Source organism: Streptomyces sp. NPDC054794, from assembly GCF_053611585.1.
Genome location: NZ_JBSHAQ010000033.1, coordinates 26,998 through 44,592 on the forward strand (window position 1 = coordinate 26,998; position 17,595 = coordinate 44,592).

Consider the following 17,595-nt stretch of genomic DNA (forward strand, 5'->3'; position numbering starts at 1 on the left):
GGGCCCCCTCCTGAGGGATGTGGGCGCAGCGGCTCGTCTGCGCCGACAGGGGGCCATTGATGTGCAGGTCCCGTGAGAAGTCAATGGAGATGCCGCAGAAAGCTGACGGTTCATCAGTTTCTGCGGCATCCGGAACGGATCGCTCAGTCGAAGACGAACGGACCCGGCGACTGGTTCGCCGTGGCCGTGCAGGTGATCGTGATGCCGAAGACGGTCATCTGCAGCGAACCGCCGTGCGCCTCCAGGCTGTCACCGGAGGCCACGGTGCCGCTGAGCGGGCCGACGCTGACCGGGCTCCCGGCCGCCATGGCCGGGTTCTTCTTCCCGCTGAAGACGGTGGTGCCGCCGCCGGCCTTCACCAGGGTGAGTTTGGACGTGATCGAGTCGGCCGACACGGCGAGCGGTGCGGTGACCGCGCTGGACGTGAGGGTGATGGTGGCCGAGGTGCCGCTCTGGGTGGCGGTGAGCGTGGCCGCACCGCCGCCGAAGACACCGCAGTCCGCGGTGATGGTCGCCGACTGGGGGGTGACGGCGACCGCGGTGGGTGCGAACGCGAGGCCGGTGACCGCGAGGGCCCCGACCGTCACTGCCGCACCGGTTCCTAAGCGCTTGCCTCTCATGGGGAATCCGGCTCCCTTCCCGTGGGGGAATGCCATGTGGGGATGGACGGGATGCCTGTCTCAGGTGGGTGCGGGCACACTGAGAGGCTCGGACCTGACGGCCCGTCGGAACTTACGTTCCCATTGATGCGCGAGAGGCAAGCGACGGCAAGGATGAATTCCGGACTACTCCGCTGCGGCGTCGGACGGCCCGCTCCGGTAAGGGAGTCAGCCGGCCTGGACCGTGGTCCTCACCGTGCCGTCCGGCCCCGCCACCAGCACCGGGGTCCCGGCGCCGCCGAGGTCCCGGACGGCGGCCAGGTCAGCCGCGGAAGCGCCCTCCGCTTCGGTGACGAGGGCCGCCGCCTCCAGCGACTTCGCCCCGGACGCCACCGCCATCGCCACCGCCGTCTGCAGGGCGGAGAGCTTCAGGGAGTCGAGGGCGACGGTCCCGGCGACATACGTCCGGCCGGTCTCGTCCCGTACGGCCGCGCCCTCGGGCACGGCGTTGCGGGCCCGGGCCGAACGGGCCAGGGTGACGATCTTGCGGTCCTCGGGGTCAAGCGCGTTGCTGTCGGTCATGAGGCGAGCATACGAAGGCGAGCGCCGCTCACCCCGCCACGGGGTACAACGCCCCGCGCCTGCCCTCCGGAGAGGCCAGCCACTCCAGCTTCGCGGCGGTGTTCGCCTCGTCCAGCGGGGTGTGCAGCACGATCGCCAGGTCGGGCCGGGCCGGCACCTTCATCAGCGTCGACTCGACGACCAGCAGGCCGACCACGGGATGGTCGAGCTCCTTGCGGATCTGGCCCGCGTCCTCGATGTCCCGCTCCTCCCACAGCGCGCCGAACTCCTCGCTGGCCGCCCGCACTTCGGCGAGCACCGCCTGGAACCCCTCGTCGTCGGGGCGGGCGGCACAGGCCGCCCGGAACTGCGCCACGACGGTCCGGGCGTTGCCCTCCCAGCTCTTGCTGCGGGACCGGTACAACGGGTCGGTGAAGAAGTCGACCAGACAGTTCTGCGTGATGTCGGGCCGCATGCCGAGCACCATCGCCGCGGCGTCGTTGTACATCACGCAGTTGTAGTACAGGTCCATGATGTGCGCCGGATACGGCATCCAGGTGTCGATCACCCGCCGCAGCCCGTCGCACATGTCCCGCTTCTCCGCGGCGACTTCGGGCGCGGGCGGGTTCAGCCCGGCCAGCGCGTACAGGTGCCGGCGCTCGGCGTCGCTGAGCCGCAGCACGCGCGCGACGGCGTCCAGGACCTGCGGGGAGACGGAGATGTCCCGCCCCTGCTCCAGCCACTGGTACCAGGAGGCGCCCACCCCGGCGAGCACGGCGACCTCCTCGCGGCGCAGTCCGGGCGTGCGCCGCCGGGCGCCGCCGACCGGCAGCCCCGCCTCGGCCGGGCTCACCCGGGCCCGCCGGCTCATCAGGAACTCCCGTAGCTCGCGCCGCCGATGACTCTTCAGCGCGGCGCTCTTGAACGCGTCCTCGGGCACGTACGGATCCCCCTCGTACTGTCTGGTGGTGCCACCACCACCATAAGTTCCGACTCCCCACGATTGTTCCGGCGGCCACAAGCTCGTGGCATGGCGATCGACACCACCTCCTCACCCACAACTCCGCATCGAGACCTGCGCGAACCGCTCGACACCCCCCGGCTGTCGACGCGCGACCGGCTCGTCCTCTTCGTCCTGTGCGCGGCCCAGTTCATGGTCGCCCTGGACTTCTCCGTCCTGAACGTGGCCCTGCCCGACCTCGGCGAGGACCTCGGCATGAGCCGGTCCGCCCTCCAGTGGGCGGTCACCTCCTTCGCGCTGCCCTCGGGCGGCTTCCTGCTCCTGTTCGGCCGCGTCGGCGACCTGTACGGCCGCCGGCGGCTGTTCCTGTCCGGGCTGGCCCTGTTCGGCGCGGCCTCGCTGCTCGCCACGTTCGCCTGGGACCCGGCGTCCTTCCTGGCCGGACGGGCGTTGCAGGGCCTGGGCGCGGCGGCGATCGTGCCGACGGGCATGTCGCTGCTCACCACGACCTTCCCGGAGGGACCGGCCCGTGACCGCGCCCTGGGCGTCTCGGGCACGGTGCTGTCGCTGGGCTTCACGGTCGGCATGGTCGCGGGCGGTCTGCTCACCGACGGCCTGGGCTGGCGCTCCACGATGGGGCTGCTGACCGTCTGCGCGCTGGTCGTGCTCCCGCTGGCGCCGGGGCTGCTGCCCGAGTCGCGCACCCCGGAGCGTCCGCGGCTGGACGTGCCCGGCGCGGTCACCGTCACCGGCGGTCTGCTGTCGCTGATCTACGCCCTGTCCACCGCCGCCGAGCAGGGCTTCGGCCGTGCGGACGTCCTGACCGCGCTGGTCGTGGGCGTCCTGCTGCTCGCCGCCTTCGTCGCCGTCGAGTCCCGCTCGCCGTCCCCGCTGGTCTCGCTCCCGATGCTGCGCCGCCGCACGGTGGCCTGGGGCAACCTGGGCGGTCTGGTCACCTTCTCGATGATGTCGACGGTGGTCTTCGTCCTGACCCTGTACCTCCAGGAGACCCTCGGTCTGTCGGCCTTCCGGACCGGCCTGGTCTTCGGTGTGCAGGGCGCGCTGTCGGCGGTCGCGGGGGTCCGGGCCCCGAAGGTCATCGGCCGCTTCGGCGCCCGCCGCACGCTGGTCGGCTCGCTGGCCGGTCAGGGAGTCCTGGTCGCCGCACTGCTCGGCCTGAACGCGCACCCCTGGTCGGTGTGGCTCGCGACGGCCGCCATCTCGCTGGCCAGCATGTGCCACCTGGGCGCGATCATCTCGTACGGCCTGACGGTCACCTCCGGCGTCCCGGACGAGGAGCAGGGTCTGGCGACCGGTCTGGTCACCTCGACGCAGCAGGTCGGCATCACGGTCGGCATCCCGCTGCTCGGCGTCCTCGCCACCACCTCCGGCGACCTGCTGTCCGGCGTGCACGTCGTGCTGGCCCTGGACGCGGCGATCGTGCTGGCCGCGGCGGTGTTCGTCGGTCTCGGGCTGCGCTCCCGGTCAGGGGCGGTCGAGGCGGAGCCGGTCGGCGCGCGGTAGCCCGGCGACGACCAGGTCGTACGAGTCCTCGATGAGCTCCCGGACCAGGCGGTCCGGGAGTTCGCCGTCGACCGTGACGGTGTTCCAGTGCCGCTTGTTCATGTGGTAGCCGGGGATGATCAGACCCTCGTACTCGGTGCGCAGCCGGATCGCGTCCTCCGGGTCGCACTTGAGGTTCACCGTCAGCGGGCGGGCGTCCAGGGTGGTCAGGGCGAAGAGCTTGCCCAGCACCTTGAAGACGGACGTCTCGGGGCGGAACGGGAAGTCCTCCACCACCGCGTTGAAGGACAGGCAGCAGGAACGCAGTTGCTCCGGGGTCACTGCGGATCCGCCTCCTCGGGGGGCTCCGCCTTGCCCACCGGCTCCACCAGCACGGTCACGATCTTGTTCCGGCGGCCGGCGGCGGCCTCCGCCGTCAGCCGCAGCCTGCGGCCGTCGGGCAGTTCGACCTCGGCGGACGCGCCGGCGATGGGCACCCGGCCCAGTGCCTTGGCGAGCAGTCCGCCGACGGTCTCCACGTCCTCGTCGTCGTACTCCTCCAGGCCGTACAGCTCGCCGAGGTCGGTGATGTCGAGGCGAGCGGTGACCCGGTAGCAGTCGTCGCCGAGCTCCTCGACGGGCGGGAGTTCGCGGTCGTACTCGTCGGTGATCTCGCCGACGATCTCTTCGAGGATGTCCTCGATGGTGACGATGCCGGCGGTGCCGCCGTACTCGTCGATCACGACGGCGACGTGGTTGCGTTCCTTCTGCATCTCGCGCAGCAGATCGCCGGCGTTCTTGGTGTCGGGTACGAAGAAGGCGGGTCGCATGGCCGTGGACACCAGGTCGTTCTCGGCGTCGCGGCTGATGTGGGTCTTGCGGACCAGGTCCTTCAGATACACGATCCCGACGATGTCGTCCTCGCTCTCGCCGGTGACCGGGATGCGCGAGAAGCCGGAGCGCAGGGCGAGGGTGAGGGCCTGGCGGATGGTCTTGTACCGCTCGATGACGACCAGGTCGGTGCGCGGGACCATGACCTCACGGACCAGGGTGTCGCCGAGCTCGAAGACCGAGTGCACCATGCGGCGCTCCTCGTCCTCGATCAGCGACTCCTGCTCGGCCAGGTCGACCAGCGCGCGCAGCTCCGCCTCGGAGGCGAAGGGGCCGCGGCGGAAGCCCTTGCCCGGGGTGAGCGCGTTGCCGATGAGGATCAGCAGCGACGGGATCGGGCCCATGATCCGGGCCAGCGGCAGCAGCACATAGGCGGCGGCCGTCGCCGTGTTCAGCGGGTGCTGGCGGCCGATGGTGCGCGGGGAGACGCCGACGGCGACGTACGACACGAGGACCATGACGCCGATCGCGGCGAGCAGGGCCTGCCAGGTCACGGCGATCGCCTGGAGACAGGCGTAGGTCACCAGGGCCGCGGCCGCCATCTCGCAGGTGACGCGGACCAGCAGCGCCACGTTGAGATAGCGGGTCGGGTCGGCGGCGACCTGGGCGAGCCGGGCGCTGCCGCGCCGCCCGGACTTCACCGCCTCCTCGGCGCGGAAGCTGGAGACGCGCGCGATGCCGGCCTCCGCGCAGGCGGCCAGCCAGGCGACGACGACCAGCGCGATCGCGCCGAGGACGATCTGCGGACTCATACGACCCGCTTACGAGACCGTGGGCGCCGGGGACGGGCCGGTCAGGCCCTTCTCCGCACGCCAGCCGTCCACGATGGCCGCCTGGAGGCCGAACATCTCGGCCTTCTCGTCCGGCTCCTCGTGGTCGTAGCCGAGCAGGTGCAGCACGCCATGGACGGTGAGCAGCTGGAGCTCCTCGTCCATGGAGTGCTGCGTGGGTGCCTCGGTGCCCTGCTTGGCGGCGACCTCCGGGCAGAGCACGATGTCGCCGAGGAGGCCCTGCGGGGGCTCCTCCTCGTCCTTGGACGGCGGCCGCAGCTCGTCCATCGGGAAGGACATGACATCGGTCGGGCCGGGCAGGTCCATCCACTGGATGTGCAGCTGCTCCATGGCGTCGGCGTCCACGACGATCACCGAGAGCTCGGAGAGCGGGTGGATGCGCATCCGCGCGAGCGCGTAGCGGGCGATGTCGAGGATCGCCTGCTCATCGACCTCGGTTCCGGACTCGTTGTTGACGTCGATCGACATGGTGCTGCCGTGTCTCTACTTCCCCTTGTGCCCGGACCTGCCCCGGCCGCCCTTGTGGGTGCCGTTCTCGGTGCCGTGCTCGCTGTCGTACAACTCGTACGCGTCGACGATACGGCCCACCAGCTTGTGCCGTACGACATCGTGGGAGGACAGCCGGGAGAAGTGGACGTCCTCCAGGCCCTCCAGGATGTCCTGCACCTGCCGCAGACCGCTCTTGGTGCCGTTCGGCAGGTCGACCTGCGTCACGTCACCGGTGATCACGATCTTCGAGTCGAAGCCGAGTCGGGTGAGGAACATCTTCATCTGCTCGGGGCTCGTGTTCTGGGCCTCGTCAAGGATGATGAAGGCGTCGTTGAGGGTGCGTCCGCGCATGTAGGCGAGCGGCGCGACCTCGATCGTCCCGGCCGCCATCAGGCGCGGGATCGAGTCCGGGTCGAGCATGTCGTGCAGCGCGTCGTACAGCGGGCGCAGGTAGGGGTCGATCTTCTCGTAGAGCGTGCCGGGCAGGAAGCCCAGCCGCTCGCCGGCCTCGACCGCGGGGCGGGTCAGGATGATGCGGTTGACCTGCTTGGACTGCAGGGCCTGCACCGCCTTGGCCATGGCGAGGTAGGTCTTGCCGGTCCCGGCGGGGCCGATGCCGAAGACGATCGTGTGCTTGTCGATCGCGTCGACGTACCGCTTCTGGTTGAGCGTCTTGGGGCGGATCGTGCGGCCGCGCGAGGACAGGATGTTCTGCGTGAGCACCTGGGCCGGGGTCTCCTCCGGGCCCTCCCCGTTCTCGCTCGCCCGCAGCATCGCGATCGAGCGTTCCACTGCGTCCTCCGTCATCGGCTGCCCGGTGCGGAGCACCAGCATCATCTCGTCGAACAGGCGCTGGATGAGGGCGACTTCGCCGGCGTCGCCGACCGCGCTGATCTCATTGCCCCGGACATGTATGTCGGCCCCGGGGAAGGCCTTCTCGATCACGCGCAGGAGGGAGTCGCCGGATCCCAGCACGGTGACCATCGGATGCTGGGCGGGGACCGTGAACTGTGCTCTCGCCTGCCCCTGCGCGGGGGTCTGAGCTGTGGGTGTCTGAGTCATGGGCCGGCGCTTAAGGCCTGCGGTTCCTCCTCGTCACGGCCGCATAGCTGAGGGCGGCCTCGCGATTCCAAGGGTACGACGGGGGACTGACAACGCCGTAGGACTTTTCCATGCCCTGGAAGAGGCCCTCACGCCGAGCGCCGGAATCCGATCGTCGGGACCGCCCGCCGCAGCGGCCACGGCCGCACCTGCTCCTTCGGCGGCACCAGGTCGGCCAGGAACGCGTACCGCTCCAGTGCCGCCGGATCCTGCCCCGGCACCGAGCGCACCTTGCGCCACCAGGCGCCGATCTCCGACCAGCCGGGCGCCGACAGCGACCCGCCGAACTCCTGGACGGACAGGGCCGCCGTCAGGCCCGCGAAGGCGAGGCGGTCGGCGAGCGGCCAGCCGGCCAGGGTGCCGGTGACGAAGCCGGCCACGAAGACGTCGCCGGCGCCGGTCGGGTCGAGGGCCTCCACGGCGATCGCGGGCACCTCGGCGGCCTCCCCGGTGCGGCGGTCGACCGCGTACGCGCCCTCGGAGCCGAGCGTCACCACCGCCACCGGTACGTGTGCGGTCAGGGCATGGGCCGCCTCGCGGGGGCAGTCGGCGCCGGTGTAGCGCCTGGCCTCCTCGGCGTTGGGCAGGAAGGCCTCGCAGTGCTTGAGGTCGGGCAGCCCGGCCAGGTCCCAGGCGCCGGTCTCGTCCCAGCCCACGTCGGCGAAGACGCGGGTGCCCTTCCTCGCGGCCTGGGCGACCCACGGGGCGCTGCTGCCGGGCGTGAGGGAGGCGACGGCGGCACGCGCGCGGGGCGGGCAGTCCGGCGCGGGCTCCTCCGGGGGCGGCTCGTGGCCGTGCGAGACCATCGTGCGCTCGCCCTCGTAGGCCATGGAGACGGTGACCGGGGAGTGCCAGCCCGGGACCGTGCGCGACAGGGCGAGGTCGATGCCCTCGCCCTGGGCGAGCGCGTCCCAGCAGTACTCGCCGTAGTGGTCGTCGCCGAAGGCGGCGGCAAGGGACGTCTTCAGGCCGAGGCGGGCCAGTGCCGTGGCCATGTTGGCGACCCCGCCGGGGCTGGAGCCCATCCCCCGGGCCCAGGACTCCGTTCCGCGCACGGGGGCCGAGTCGAGCCCGGTGAAGATGATGTCCAGGAAGACGGTTCCCGTGAGGTAGACGTCCCAGGGCGGGTCGTCGGGCACGCGCAGGGCGGCGAGGGGGTCGACATGGGCCGGGCAGTGCGGGGCCTCGACAGTGAATTCCCGGTACTCCGGTTCCTCTCCGGCAAACGCGTTGGACGCGGTCACGGTGCGCTCCCTGCGGTGGTGCGGATCTGGCCAGTGTGCACCAGATCGCGGGGAGCGGCGGCGGTCGTGGCGGCGGCCTCCTACCAGCGGGGCACGGCCGGGGTGACCCAGCCGGGCTCGGCCACCCGCATCGCGGCGGCGTCGTCCCGGTCGCGCAGTGTTCCGTCGTCCTCGGCCCAACGGCGGTGCAGCGCGGCCAGCTTCTCGCGGTCCAGCTCCACGCCCAGTCCCGGCGCGTCGGACACGGCGATCCGCCCGCCGGAGAAGGCGAGCCGCTCGGTCAGGACGTCCTCCGACTGCCAGGGGTAGTGGGAGTCGCAGGCGTGCCGCAGGCCCGGGACGGTCGAGGCGACGTGGGTCATCGCGGCGAGGCTGATCCCCAGGTGGGTGTTGGAGTGCATGGAGATCCCGACGCCGAAGGTGGCGCAGAGAGCGGCCAGGTGCTGGGTGTTGCGCAGCCCGCCCCAGTAGTGGTGGTCGGAGAGAACCACCTGAACGGCGTCGCGGGCGAACGCCTCCTCGATCTCGGCGAACGTCGTCACGCACATGTTGGTGGCGAGCGGGACGTCGGTGCCCGCGGACACCTCGGCCATCGCCGGGGTACCGAGCGCCGGGTCCTCCAGGTATTCGAGGACGTCCGCCAGCTCCTTCGCCACCCTCAGCGAGGTCGCCACGGACCAGGCGCCGTTGGGGTCCAGACGCAGGGGGTGACCCGGGAACGCCTCCGCCAGGGCGCGTACGGCGGCGATCTCCTCGTCGGGCGGGAAGACACCGCCCTTGAGCTTGAAGGAGGCGAAGCCGTAGAGCTCCTTGAAGCGGCGTGCCTGGGCGACCACTCCGGCCGGGTCGAGGGCGGCGCCCCAGTCGTCCGCCTCGGCCGGCACTCCCTCGGGGTGGGCCGCCCACTTGTAGAAGAGGTAGGCGCTGTACTCGACCGCGTCGCGCACCTTGCCGCCGAGCAGCGCGTGCACGGGCAGGCCGAGCGCCTTGCCCTGGGCGTCCAGGCAGGCGACCTCGACGGCGGACAGGACGGACAGCCGCAGTTTGTCGGCGGTCTGCACCCCGCGCAGTCCGCCGACGTCGACGGCGTCCTCGACCCGGGACTCGTCCACGGCGAGGTCAAGAGTGAACAAGCCGTTCATGTCCGTGACCCGACGGCCGATCAGCCGGTCGGCCAGCGGGCGGGCCAGTTCCAGGTACTTGGTGTCGCCGTACGTCTCGCCGACCCCGGTGATCCCGTCGGCCGTCACCACCTCCACGATCAGCCGGGGGGTGTACGGCTGGTGCACGCCCTGCGTGTTCAGCAGCGGCGGGTCGGCGACCAGGATGGGCGTCAGCCGTACCTCGGCGATGGTCAGGTCGCGGGTCACAGGGCGGCTCCTACGAGGTCGAGCCCGGCGGCGAGCAGGGACTTGAGGTCGGCGAGGTCGGCGGCGGACGGGTCGGCGAGCGGGGCGCGGACGGGGCCGACCCGGCAGCCGCGCAGCCGGGCCGCCGCCTTCACCAGGGACACCGCGTATCCGGGGGCGCGGTCGCGGAGTTCGACGAAGGGCACGTAGAACTCGCGCAGCAGCGTGTCGGCCGTGCCGTGGTCGCCGTCCCGCAGGGCGGCGAAGAAGGCGTCCGCGATCTCGGGGGCGAAGGCGTGGACGGCCGAGGAGTAGGCGGGGACGCCGACGGCGGCGTAGGCGCGGGCCTGGATCTCGGCGGTGGCGGCGCCGTTGAAGAAAAGGAAGTCATCGGGTGCGGCGAGGGTGAGCCGCTGGAGGCGGTCGAGGTCGCTGTGGCCGTCCTTGAGGCCGACGACCCCGGGGATCTCGGTGATCCGCCGGAACGCCTCCACGCCGTAGGCCACTTGGCCGCGCTGGTAGGCGACGAGCGGCAGCCGGGTGCGGGCGGCCAGTTGCTCCAGCTGGGCGACCAGGCCGCCTTGCGGGGCGGCGACGAGGTAGTGCGGCAGGACGAGCAGGGCGTCGGCGCCGGCCTCCTCGGCGATCCGGGCGAACCGGGCGGCCTGCGCCCAGCCGTATCCGGTGCCGGCCACCACGGGCACCCGGCCGGCCGCCTCCTCGACGGCGATCCCGACGACCCGCCGGTACTCGTCCTCGTCCAGCGAGAAGAACTCTCCGGTGCCGCAGGCCGGGAAGACGGCGCCGGGGGCGGTGGCGAGCCGGTCGGCGACATGGGCGCGCGAGCCGTCGGGGTCGAGGGTGCCGTCGTCGTGGAAGGCGGTCAGCGGGAAGGAGAGCACGCCGCGCGCCATCCCCTCCCGCAGTCCGCGCACCACGGTCTCCGTCCGCGCGTCACCGGCCACCGGCGCCATCTCCCCATGTAGACGTCATCCACGTATGAGAACAGAGGTTAGGTAGGGGAACGGTCGGCGTCAACGGTGCACCGGCCAAGGCGCGACCAGTTACCCGACCTCTCCCACCCCAAACAAAAGGTGCTCCAGATCACACCTCTCCCGCTTCTTCCGTAAACCACCTGCTTGATACAACTTGCTCGCGCGTTCCTGTCCATCGACGGTCGTCGCCCCTCCCCCCTTTCTGAGCCGCTCCTTTCGCATGCCCCAGGAACGCCCGTGTCCGCCCCCCGCACCACTCCTCCCTGGCCGCTCCTCGCCCTTTTCACGGCCGGGTACCTCGCCCCCTACCTGCTCCCCACCACCGTCGGCAGACTCGACGCGGGACTCCCCCTCTCCGCCACCCAGGCGGGCGCCATCGGCAGCGCGCTGCTGCTGAGTTCGGCCGCGGCGGGCTTCCTGCTGGCATCGAGGGTCGACCGCGTCGGGGCCCGCACACTCGCCCGCGCCGGTCTCGCACTGGCCGTCCTCGGCTACGGCGGCGCCGCCCTCACCAGCCTCGTACCGGCTGTCGTCGCGGGCGCGGTCCTCGGCGGGTTCGGCTCGGGCACGGTCACCGCGGTCGCCGCCACCGGCATCGCCGGCCGGCCCGACCCGCACCGCGCCTCCACCCTCGGCCTGCTCGGCGTCTCCGCGCTCGCGGGCGCCATCTATCTGACGATCCCGCACCTCGGCGCGGGCCACGGACAGCCCCTGGCCGCGCTCGCGCTCACCGCGCTCGCCGTCTGGCCGCTCACCGGCCGACTCTCCGCCCGTACCGCCCCCGTCCGCACCCCTGCGGACCGGCCCACGGCGAACGGCCTCCCCCACCGGCGCCTGGGCCTCGTCCTCGCCGCCGCGATGCCCTGCTGGTCCCTGGCCCAGAACGCCCTGTGGGGCGTCAGCGGCCGCATCGGACTCGTCCAGGCACACCTCACCGAGGCGGCCGTCGGCGCGGTCTTCGCGGTCGCGCTCGGCGCCGGGCTGCTCGGGACCGTCGGGGCGGGCGCCCTCGGGCCGCGCATCGGCCGGGCGCTGCCCATCGGCGCGGGTACGACGCTCATCGCGGTCTGTATCGCGGTCAGCGCCTGCGCCACCGACCTGAGGGGCTTCGCCCTGGGCGAGATCGCCTGGAACCTGCTCTACCCGATCGTGCTGTCGTACGTGATCGGCCTCGCCGCCTCCCTGGACCCGCGCGGCCGCTGGGCGGTACTGGTCGGCTCCGCCGCGTCGCTGGGCACGGCGGCCGGCCCGTTGACCGGGAGCGTGCTGTCCGCGCAGGCGGGCTTCCCGGTCATGGGCGCGGTCCTCGCCGCGGGGCTGCTGGCGATCTCGGTGCCGTTGACCGCCGTCGCCCTGCGCGCGGGACGGCGGCCGCACCCGGTCGTGGAGATCCCGCTGGAGACGCGGGCCGCACCCGCCCGGCACGCCTACGACACGGCCTACGAGAACTCGTACGCCTCGACCTCGGCCAGATAGCGGGCCCGCCGCTCCTCGTCGTCCTCCAGGAAGGAGGCGAGGAAGGAGTTGCGGGCCAGCTCGCGCATCTGCTCCTTGGTCAGCCCGAGGGCGTCGCGCACGGCGTGGTAGTTGTCGGCGACGTAGCCGCCGAAGTAGGCCGGGTCGTCGGAGTTGACCGTGCACAGCAGCCCGGCCTCGACCATGGCGCGCAGCGGGTGCTCGGCCAGCACGTCGACGGCGCGCAGCCGGACGTTGGAGAGCGGGCACAGGGTCAGCGGGATCCGCTCCCGCACCAGCCGCTCGACCAGCGCCGGGTCCTCCATGCAGCGCAGGCCGTGGTCCACGCGCTCGACGCCGAGCAGGTCCAGGGCCTCGGTGATGTAGGCCGGCGGCCCCTCCTCGCCCGCGTGCGCCACGCGCCGCAGACCGAGCGCGGCGGCGGCCTCGTACACCTCGCGGAACTTCGCCGGCGGATGGCCGACCTCGGCCGAGTCGAGACCGACGCCGGTGATCCGGTCGAGGTACGGCCGGGCCGCCTCCAGGGTCTCCAGCGCCGAGTCGGCGGACTCGTCCCGCAGGAAGCACATGATCAGCCGGGTGGAGACACCGTGGTTCTCCTCGCTGCGGCCGAGCGCCCGCCACAGCCCGTCGACGACCGTGCCCATCGGCACGCCCCGGGCGATGTGCGCCTGCGGGTCGAAGAAGATCTCCGCGTGCCGCACGCCCTGTGCGGCGGCCCGGGCCAGGTAGGCGTCGGCCAGGTCGGCGAAGTCCTCCTCGGTGCGCAGCACGGCCATGAGCTCGTAGTACAGGTTCAGGAAGGACTGGAGGTCCTCGAAGTCGTACGCCTTGCGCAGCTCGTCGGTGTCCGCGTACGGGAGCCTGACGCCGTGGCGCTCGGCGAGCCGGAACGCCAGCTCGGGTTCCAGGGTGCCCTCGATGTGGAGGTGCAGTTCTGCTTTGGGGAGAGGCATCAAAGCATCGTAAACGGGATTTATTCGCGCTTCGGAACCGGCACTCGCAGAAGATCGTGCGCCACGGTCAGCTCCCCCTCGAAGCCGGCCGCGCGCGCCTGCCGTTCGAACTCCTCCGGCTCGGAGTAGCGCTGGCTGAAGTGGGTGAGCACGAGGTGGCGCACGCCCGCGTCCCGGGCCACGCCGGCCGCCTGGCCCGCCGTCAGGTGTCCGTGGTCCACGGCCAGTTCCAGGTCCTCGTCGAGGAAGGTGGACTCGATGACGAGCAGGTCGCAGCCCTCGGCGAGCGCGTACACCCCGTCGCACAGCCGTGTGTCCATCACGAACGCGAACCGCTGTCCGCGCCGCGTCTCGCTGACGTCGTCGAGGCGCACGTCCCCGAGGACGCCCTCGCGCTGGATCCGTCCGACGTCCGGCCCCTTGATCCCGTACGCGGCGAGCCGCTCGGGCAGCATGCGGCGCCCGTCGGGCTCGACGAGCCGGTAGCCGTACGACTCGACCGGGTGGGACAGCTTGCGCGCCTGCAGGGTGTACGACGGGGTCACCGCCAGGTCGCCGTCGGCGTCCACCGGCACCTGGGTGAGCTCGACCGTCTCGCGGTAGGCGGTCGCATGCCGCAGCCGGTCGAAGAAGCGCTGCCCGGAGCGCGGGTAGTGCGCGGTGACCTCGTGCGGCACCTGGTCGAGGTTGATGCGCTGGATCACCCCGGCCAGGCCGAGGGAGTGGTCGCCGTGGAAGTGCGTGACGCAGATCCGGTTCAGGTCGTGCGCGGCGACCCCGGCGCGCAGCATCTGGCGCTGTGTGCCCTCGCCGGGGTCGAAGAGGATGCCCTCGCCGTCCCACCTCAGCAGGTAGCCGTTGTGGTTGCGGTGCCGGGTCGGGACCTGGCTGGCGGTGCCGAGCACCACGAGTTCACGGACGGACACGGCGACTTATCCGGGGGGCCACTGCAGGCCGCGGCCGCCGAGGATGTGCGCGTGGGTGTGCCAGACGGTCTGGCCTGCGCCGGTGCCGGTGTTGAAGACGATGCGGTAGCTCTCCAGCTTGTCCTCGTCGGCGACCGCCTTGGCCTCGCGCAGTATGTCGGCGGCGATGCCCGGTTCGGCGGCGGCGAGTGCGGCCGCGTCCTTGTAGTGCACCCGGGGGATCACCAGGACGTGGGTGGGCGCCTGGGGGTTGATGTCCCGGAAGGCGACGGTCGTCTCCGTCTCACGGACGATCGTCGCCGGAACCTCACCCGTGACGATCTTGCAGAACAGACAGTCGTCCTGCGGCTCCCCTGCCATGGTCCCTCCGGGGGTTGGGCGGTCTTGGTACCGGGGGGCATCGTAGCGTTGCCGGATGCGGGTGCGTTGTGGCTGGTCGCGCCCACGCGGCGGAGCCGCGCATCGATACGGCCCCGCGCCCCTTAAGTTGGCAAAGCCGGCGGGGTTTTTGGTGGGCGCTCCTCCAGTGACTCCAGTGCGATTCTGATCGCCTCGTCCAGTTGGGGGTCCCTGTTCGCTGCCCAGTCCTGGGGGCGGTGGACCACCTCCACGTCCGGGTCCACGCCGCGGTTTTCCACGTCCCAGCCGTAACCCTCCAGCCAGAAGGCGTACTTGGGCTGGGTGATCAGGGTGCCGTCGACCAGGTGGTAGCGGCTGTCGATGCCGATGACGCCGCCCCAGGTGCGGGTGCCGACCACCGGGCCGATACCGAGGGCCTTGATCGCCGCGTTGACGATGTCGCCGTCGGAGCCGGAGAACTCGTTGGCGACGGCGACGACGGGGCCCCGGGGCGCGTCCTGCGGGTAGCTGCGGGGCCGCATGCCGCGCGGCAGGACCCAGCCGACGATGCGCCGGGCCAGCTTCTCCACGATCAGCTGGGAGGTGTTGCCGCCCCGGTTCTCCCGGACGTCGACGACCAGTCCCTCGCGGGCCACCTCGACGCGCAGGTCGCGGTGGATCTGGGCCCAGCCGGGGGCCTGCATGTCGGGCACGTGCAGATAGCCGAGCCGGCCCCCGGAGCGCTCGTGGACGTAGGCACGCCGGCCGGCGACCCAGTCGTGGTAGCGCAGCGGCTCCTCGTCGGCGATGGGGACCACGACCGCGTGCCGCGGATCGCCGCCGCCCGACGGCGAGATGGTGAGCTCGACCGGCTGTCCCGCCGTACCGACGAGCAGCGGTCCGGGGCCGGTCACCGGGTCGACGGGGTGGCCGCCGACGGCGACGATCGCGTCCCCGGCGCGCACGGCGACTCCGGGCGCGGCCAGCGGGGCGCGGGCCTGCGGGTCGGAGGTCTCCGAGGGCAGGATCCGGTCGATGCGCCAACTGCCGTCCGGGTGCCGGGAGATGTCGGCGCCGAGCAGACCCTGGCGCAGGCCGCCGGAGCCGCCCGACGGCTGGACGTAGGCGTGCGAGGTGCCGAGTTCGCCCTGCACCTCCCACAGCAGGTCGACGAGGTCGTCGTGGGTGGCGATGCGCGCGAGCAGCGGGCGGTAGCGGTCGAGGACGCCGTCCCAGTCGACCCCGCTCAGGTCGGGCCGCCAGAAGTGGTCGCGCATGATGCGCCCGGCCTCGTCGTACATCTGCCGCCACTCGGCGGCCGGGTCGACGGTCTGCCGGACCCGGGCGAGGTCGACGGTGACGCAGGTGTCGCCGTCGTCCTCGTGGCCGGCCCGCCGGTCGCTGGGGACCACCCGGAGCCGGCCGTCGGTCCACAGCAGGACGCGTTTGCCGTCGCCGCTGACCTCGAAGTGGTCGGCGTCGGCGGCGAGGTGCTCGACCCGCCGCTGGGCGAGGTCGTAGCGCTCCAGCTCGGTCTTGGGGTCGGGGTCCTCGGGGGTGGCCCGGGAGGCGCCGAGGACCCCCTGCACCGGGTGGCGCAGCCACAGCACGCCGTCCTTGGCCGCGCGCAGGTTGGAGTAGCGGGCGGCCTCGACCGGGAAGGGGACGATGCGGTCGGCGAGCCCTTCGAGGTCGACGCGGGTGGTGGGGGTGCCCTCGCTGTCCGGGGTCTCGTCCTTGTCCGGTGCCTCGAAGGGCCGGCCGTGCCGCTGCGGGCCGAACGGGGACGGCGTGGTCGCCGCCAGCGTGATCAGGTGCGGCCGGTCGCCGACCACGAACGCCAGGTCGAAGACGTGCTCGTCGTAGACCGGGTCGAAGGAGCGGGTCGACAGGAAGACGAGGTGCTTGCCGTCGAGGGTGAACGCGGGCGCGTAGTCCTGGAAGCGCAGCGGGGTCGCCTCGGTGACCGACAGATCGGTGGTGTGGGCGAGCCGGATCTGGGAGAGGGGGCGCGGGCCGGGGTGCGACCAGGCGAGCCAGGCCGAGTCGGGCGAGAAGGCCAGCCCGGACACCTCTCCGTCCTCGCTGCGGTCGACCTCGCGGACCTCGCCGCTCTCCCGCTCGACCAGCAGCAGCCGCCCGTCGTGCGCGGCGACGGCGGCCCGGCTGCCGTCGGGGGCCATGGCCAGTTCGAGGACCCGGCCGAGCCGCCCCGCGGCGAGCCGGCGCGGGGTCGCGCCCGGGGCCGGTCCGGTGGCGGGGGCGAACTCCAGGGCGTCGTCGCCCTCGGCGTCGGTCACCCACGCCACCCAGTCCTCGCCCTCCGTACGGAAGGCGCGCGGCAGCCGGGCGCGTACGCCGGGCCGCGCGGCCAGGGCGCGGGCGGGGCCGGAGCGGTGGGTGACCCAGTGGACGGCGCCGCGCACGGAGACGGCGCTGCCGCGCGCGCCGTGGTCGGGGGACGCGGCCCCGAACCAGCGGGCGGCGTCCACCGGGTAGGGCTGCAGGTCCACGCGCGGCCCGCCGAGCCGCACGTCGAGCCGCCTGGGCTCGGCGCCCTCCAGGTCGTCGAGGAGCCACAGTTCGCCGGCGCTGGAGTAGACGACCCGGCTGCCGTCGGTGGCGGCGTAGCGGGCGTAGAAGCCGTCGAGCGGTGTGTGCCGGCGCAGGTCGGAGCCGTCGGCGAGGGAGGAGTAGAGCGCGCCGGTGCCCTCGTGGTCGGAGAGGAACGCGATCCTCTCCGAGGTTCCCTGCTCCGCTCGAACAGGGGGGACCCCCGTCGCCACCCACAGCGGGCACTCGATGTTCCCGTCCAGCCCTTCGTGCAGCCGTACGAACTCGCCGACGCCTTCTTCGCCTTCGGCGGAACGGTCGATCCACAACTTGCCCGCCGTACCGCCCCGGTAGCGCTTCCACCAGGCGGCCTCGCGGCCCATCGGCGCCGAGAGCAGGACGGTGTGCGGCCCGAAGGCGACGTCGCCGACCGGCCCGTACGGCAGGGTGGTGGCCGGTCCGCCGTCGAGCGGGACGGCGCGCAGCCAGGTGCGGCGCAGGCTGGGCTGGCCCTGGGTGCTGAGCGCGAGGACCTGTCCGTCAGGGGTCCAGCCGCACACGTGGGTCTTCCAACTGCCCCAGTGGGTCAGCCGCTTGGCGGGGCCACCGGCGACCGGCGCGATGTGGACCTCGGGTGCGCCGTCGCGGGTGGAGGTCCAGGCGAGGGTGCTGCCGTCGGGCGAGATGCGCGGGTGACTCACCGGCACGTTGTCGGCGCTGACCCGCCAGGCCCGGCCACCGTCGAGGGGCGCGAGCCACACGTCGTCCTCGGCGGTGAAGGCGACCAGGTCGCCGTGCGGGTGCGGGAACCGGAGATACCCGAGATACGCAGAGGATCCTGCCGAACCCGTCGCTGTCGAC

General features: G+C 72.5%; 16 protein-coding genes. 2 read left to right on the top strand and 14 right to left on the bottom strand.

Going from position 1 to position 17,595, the window contains the following annotated elements:
* Positions 1–143 precede the first annotated feature (143 nt).
* The 3 genes from ACWGKT_RS30160 to ACWGKT_RS30170 form a co-directional block, all read right to left on the bottom strand.
* Entirely contained in the window at positions 144–620 is a 477-nt protein-coding gene (locus ACWGKT_RS30160; protein WP_453276172.1) for a hypothetical protein, read from the bottom strand.
* A 207-nt stretch (positions 621–827) separates the two neighbouring features.
* A complete protein-coding gene (locus tag ACWGKT_RS30165; protein ID WP_453276173.1) occupies positions 828–1,181 on the bottom strand; it encodes a cytidine deaminase in 354 nt (117 codons plus the stop codon).
* Positions 1,182–1,209: 28 nt separating this feature from the next.
* Positions 1,210–2,031 (bottom strand): helix-turn-helix transcriptional regulator, encoded by an 822-nt coding sequence (locus ACWGKT_RS30170; RefSeq protein ID WP_453276210.1) that lies wholly within the window; start codon positions 2,029–2,031, stop codon positions 1,210–1,212.
* Positions 2,032–2,190: 159 nt separating this feature from the next.
* Here ACWGKT_RS30170 and ACWGKT_RS30175 point away from each other — a divergent pair, with 159 nt between their 5' ends.
* Positions 2,191–3,645 (top strand): MFS transporter, encoded by a 1,455-nt coding sequence (locus ACWGKT_RS30175; RefSeq protein ID WP_453276174.1) that lies wholly within the window; start codon positions 2,191–2,193, stop codon positions 3,643–3,645.
* On the opposite strand, the gene ACWGKT_RS30180 is transcribed toward ACWGKT_RS30175, so the two are convergent.
* The 7 genes from ACWGKT_RS30180 to ACWGKT_RS30210 form a co-directional block, all read right to left on the bottom strand.
* A complete protein-coding gene (locus ACWGKT_RS30180; RefSeq protein ID WP_356145387.1) occupies positions 3,607–3,966 on the bottom strand; it encodes an MmcQ/YjbR family DNA-binding protein in 360 nt (119 codons plus the stop codon). The two genes, ACWGKT_RS30175 and ACWGKT_RS30180, sit on opposite strands and share 39 nt — an antisense overlap.
* Positions 3,963–5,267 (bottom strand): hemolysin family protein, encoded by a 1,305-nt coding sequence (locus ACWGKT_RS30185; RefSeq protein ID WP_453276175.1) that lies wholly within the window; start codon positions 5,265–5,267, stop codon positions 3,963–3,965. The genes ACWGKT_RS30180 and ACWGKT_RS30185 overlap by 4 nt, the downstream gene beginning before the upstream one ends.
* A 9-nt stretch (positions 5,268–5,276) precedes the next feature.
* Positions 5,277–5,774, bottom strand: a complete 498-nt coding sequence (ybeY, locus tag ACWGKT_RS30190; protein WP_453276176.1) for an rRNA maturation RNase YbeY — start codon at positions 5,772–5,774, stop codon at positions 5,277–5,279.
* A 15-nt stretch (positions 5,775–5,789) separates the two neighbouring features.
* Positions 5,790–6,857: a PhoH family protein gene (locus ACWGKT_RS30195; protein WP_356145393.1), complete on the bottom strand. Its 1,068-nt coding sequence runs from the start codon at positions 6,855–6,857 to the stop codon at positions 5,790–5,792.
* A gap of 128 nt (positions 6,858–6,985) precedes the next feature.
* Positions 6,986–8,140, bottom strand: coding sequence for a carbohydrate kinase family protein (locus ACWGKT_RS30200; RefSeq protein ID WP_453276177.1), 1,155 nt, complete (start codon positions 8,138–8,140; stop codon positions 6,986–6,988).
* An 80-nt stretch (positions 8,141–8,220) separates the two neighbouring features.
* Positions 8,221–9,510 (bottom strand): glucarate dehydratase family protein, encoded by a 1,290-nt coding sequence (locus ACWGKT_RS30205; RefSeq protein WP_453276178.1) that lies wholly within the window; start codon positions 9,508–9,510, stop codon positions 8,221–8,223.
* The gene (locus ACWGKT_RS30210; protein WP_453276179.1) at positions 9,507–10,463 is read right to left on the bottom strand and encodes a 5-dehydro-4-deoxyglucarate dehydratase; all 957 of its coding nucleotides are present in this window, start codon (positions 10,461–10,463) and stop codon (positions 9,507–9,509) included. Before ACWGKT_RS30210 ends, ACWGKT_RS30205 begins: the two co-directional genes overlap by 4 nt.
* Before the next feature lie 258 nt (positions 10,464–10,721).
* On the opposite strand from ACWGKT_RS30210, the gene ACWGKT_RS30215 reads away from it, so the two are divergent.
* Positions 10,722–11,960 (top strand): MFS transporter, encoded by a 1,239-nt coding sequence (locus tag ACWGKT_RS30215; protein WP_453276180.1) that lies wholly within the window; start codon positions 10,722–10,724, stop codon positions 11,958–11,960.
* Here ACWGKT_RS30215 and ACWGKT_RS30220 read toward each other — a convergent pair.
* The 4 genes from ACWGKT_RS30220 to ACWGKT_RS30235 all read right to left on the bottom strand — a co-directional run bounded on the left by ACWGKT_RS30220 (position 11,924) and on the right by ACWGKT_RS30235 (position 17,522).
* Positions 11,924–12,916 carry an adenosine deaminase gene (locus ACWGKT_RS30220; protein ID WP_453276181.1) on the bottom strand — a complete coding sequence of 331 codons (993 nt, stop codon included), beginning with the start codon at positions 12,914–12,916 and terminating at the stop codon, positions 11,924–11,926. The two genes, ACWGKT_RS30215 and ACWGKT_RS30220, sit on opposite strands and share 37 nt — an antisense overlap.
* A gap of 20 nt (positions 12,917–12,936) precedes the next feature.
* Positions 12,937–13,842, bottom strand: coding sequence for a ribonuclease Z (locus tag ACWGKT_RS30225; RefSeq protein ID WP_356145403.1), 906 nt, complete (start codon positions 13,840–13,842; stop codon positions 12,937–12,939).
* Positions 13,843–13,848: 6 nt separating this feature from the next.
* Entirely contained in the window at positions 13,849–14,202 is a 354-nt protein-coding gene (locus ACWGKT_RS30230) for a histidine triad nucleotide-binding protein (RefSeq protein ID WP_453276182.1), read from the bottom strand.
* A 122-nt stretch (positions 14,203–14,324) separates the two neighbouring features.
* The gene (locus ACWGKT_RS30235; RefSeq protein WP_356145524.1) at positions 14,325–17,522 is read right to left on the bottom strand and encodes a S41 family peptidase; all 3,198 of its coding nucleotides are present in this window, start codon (positions 17,520–17,522) and stop codon (positions 14,325–14,327) included.
* Positions 17,523–17,595: the final 73 nt, after the last annotated feature.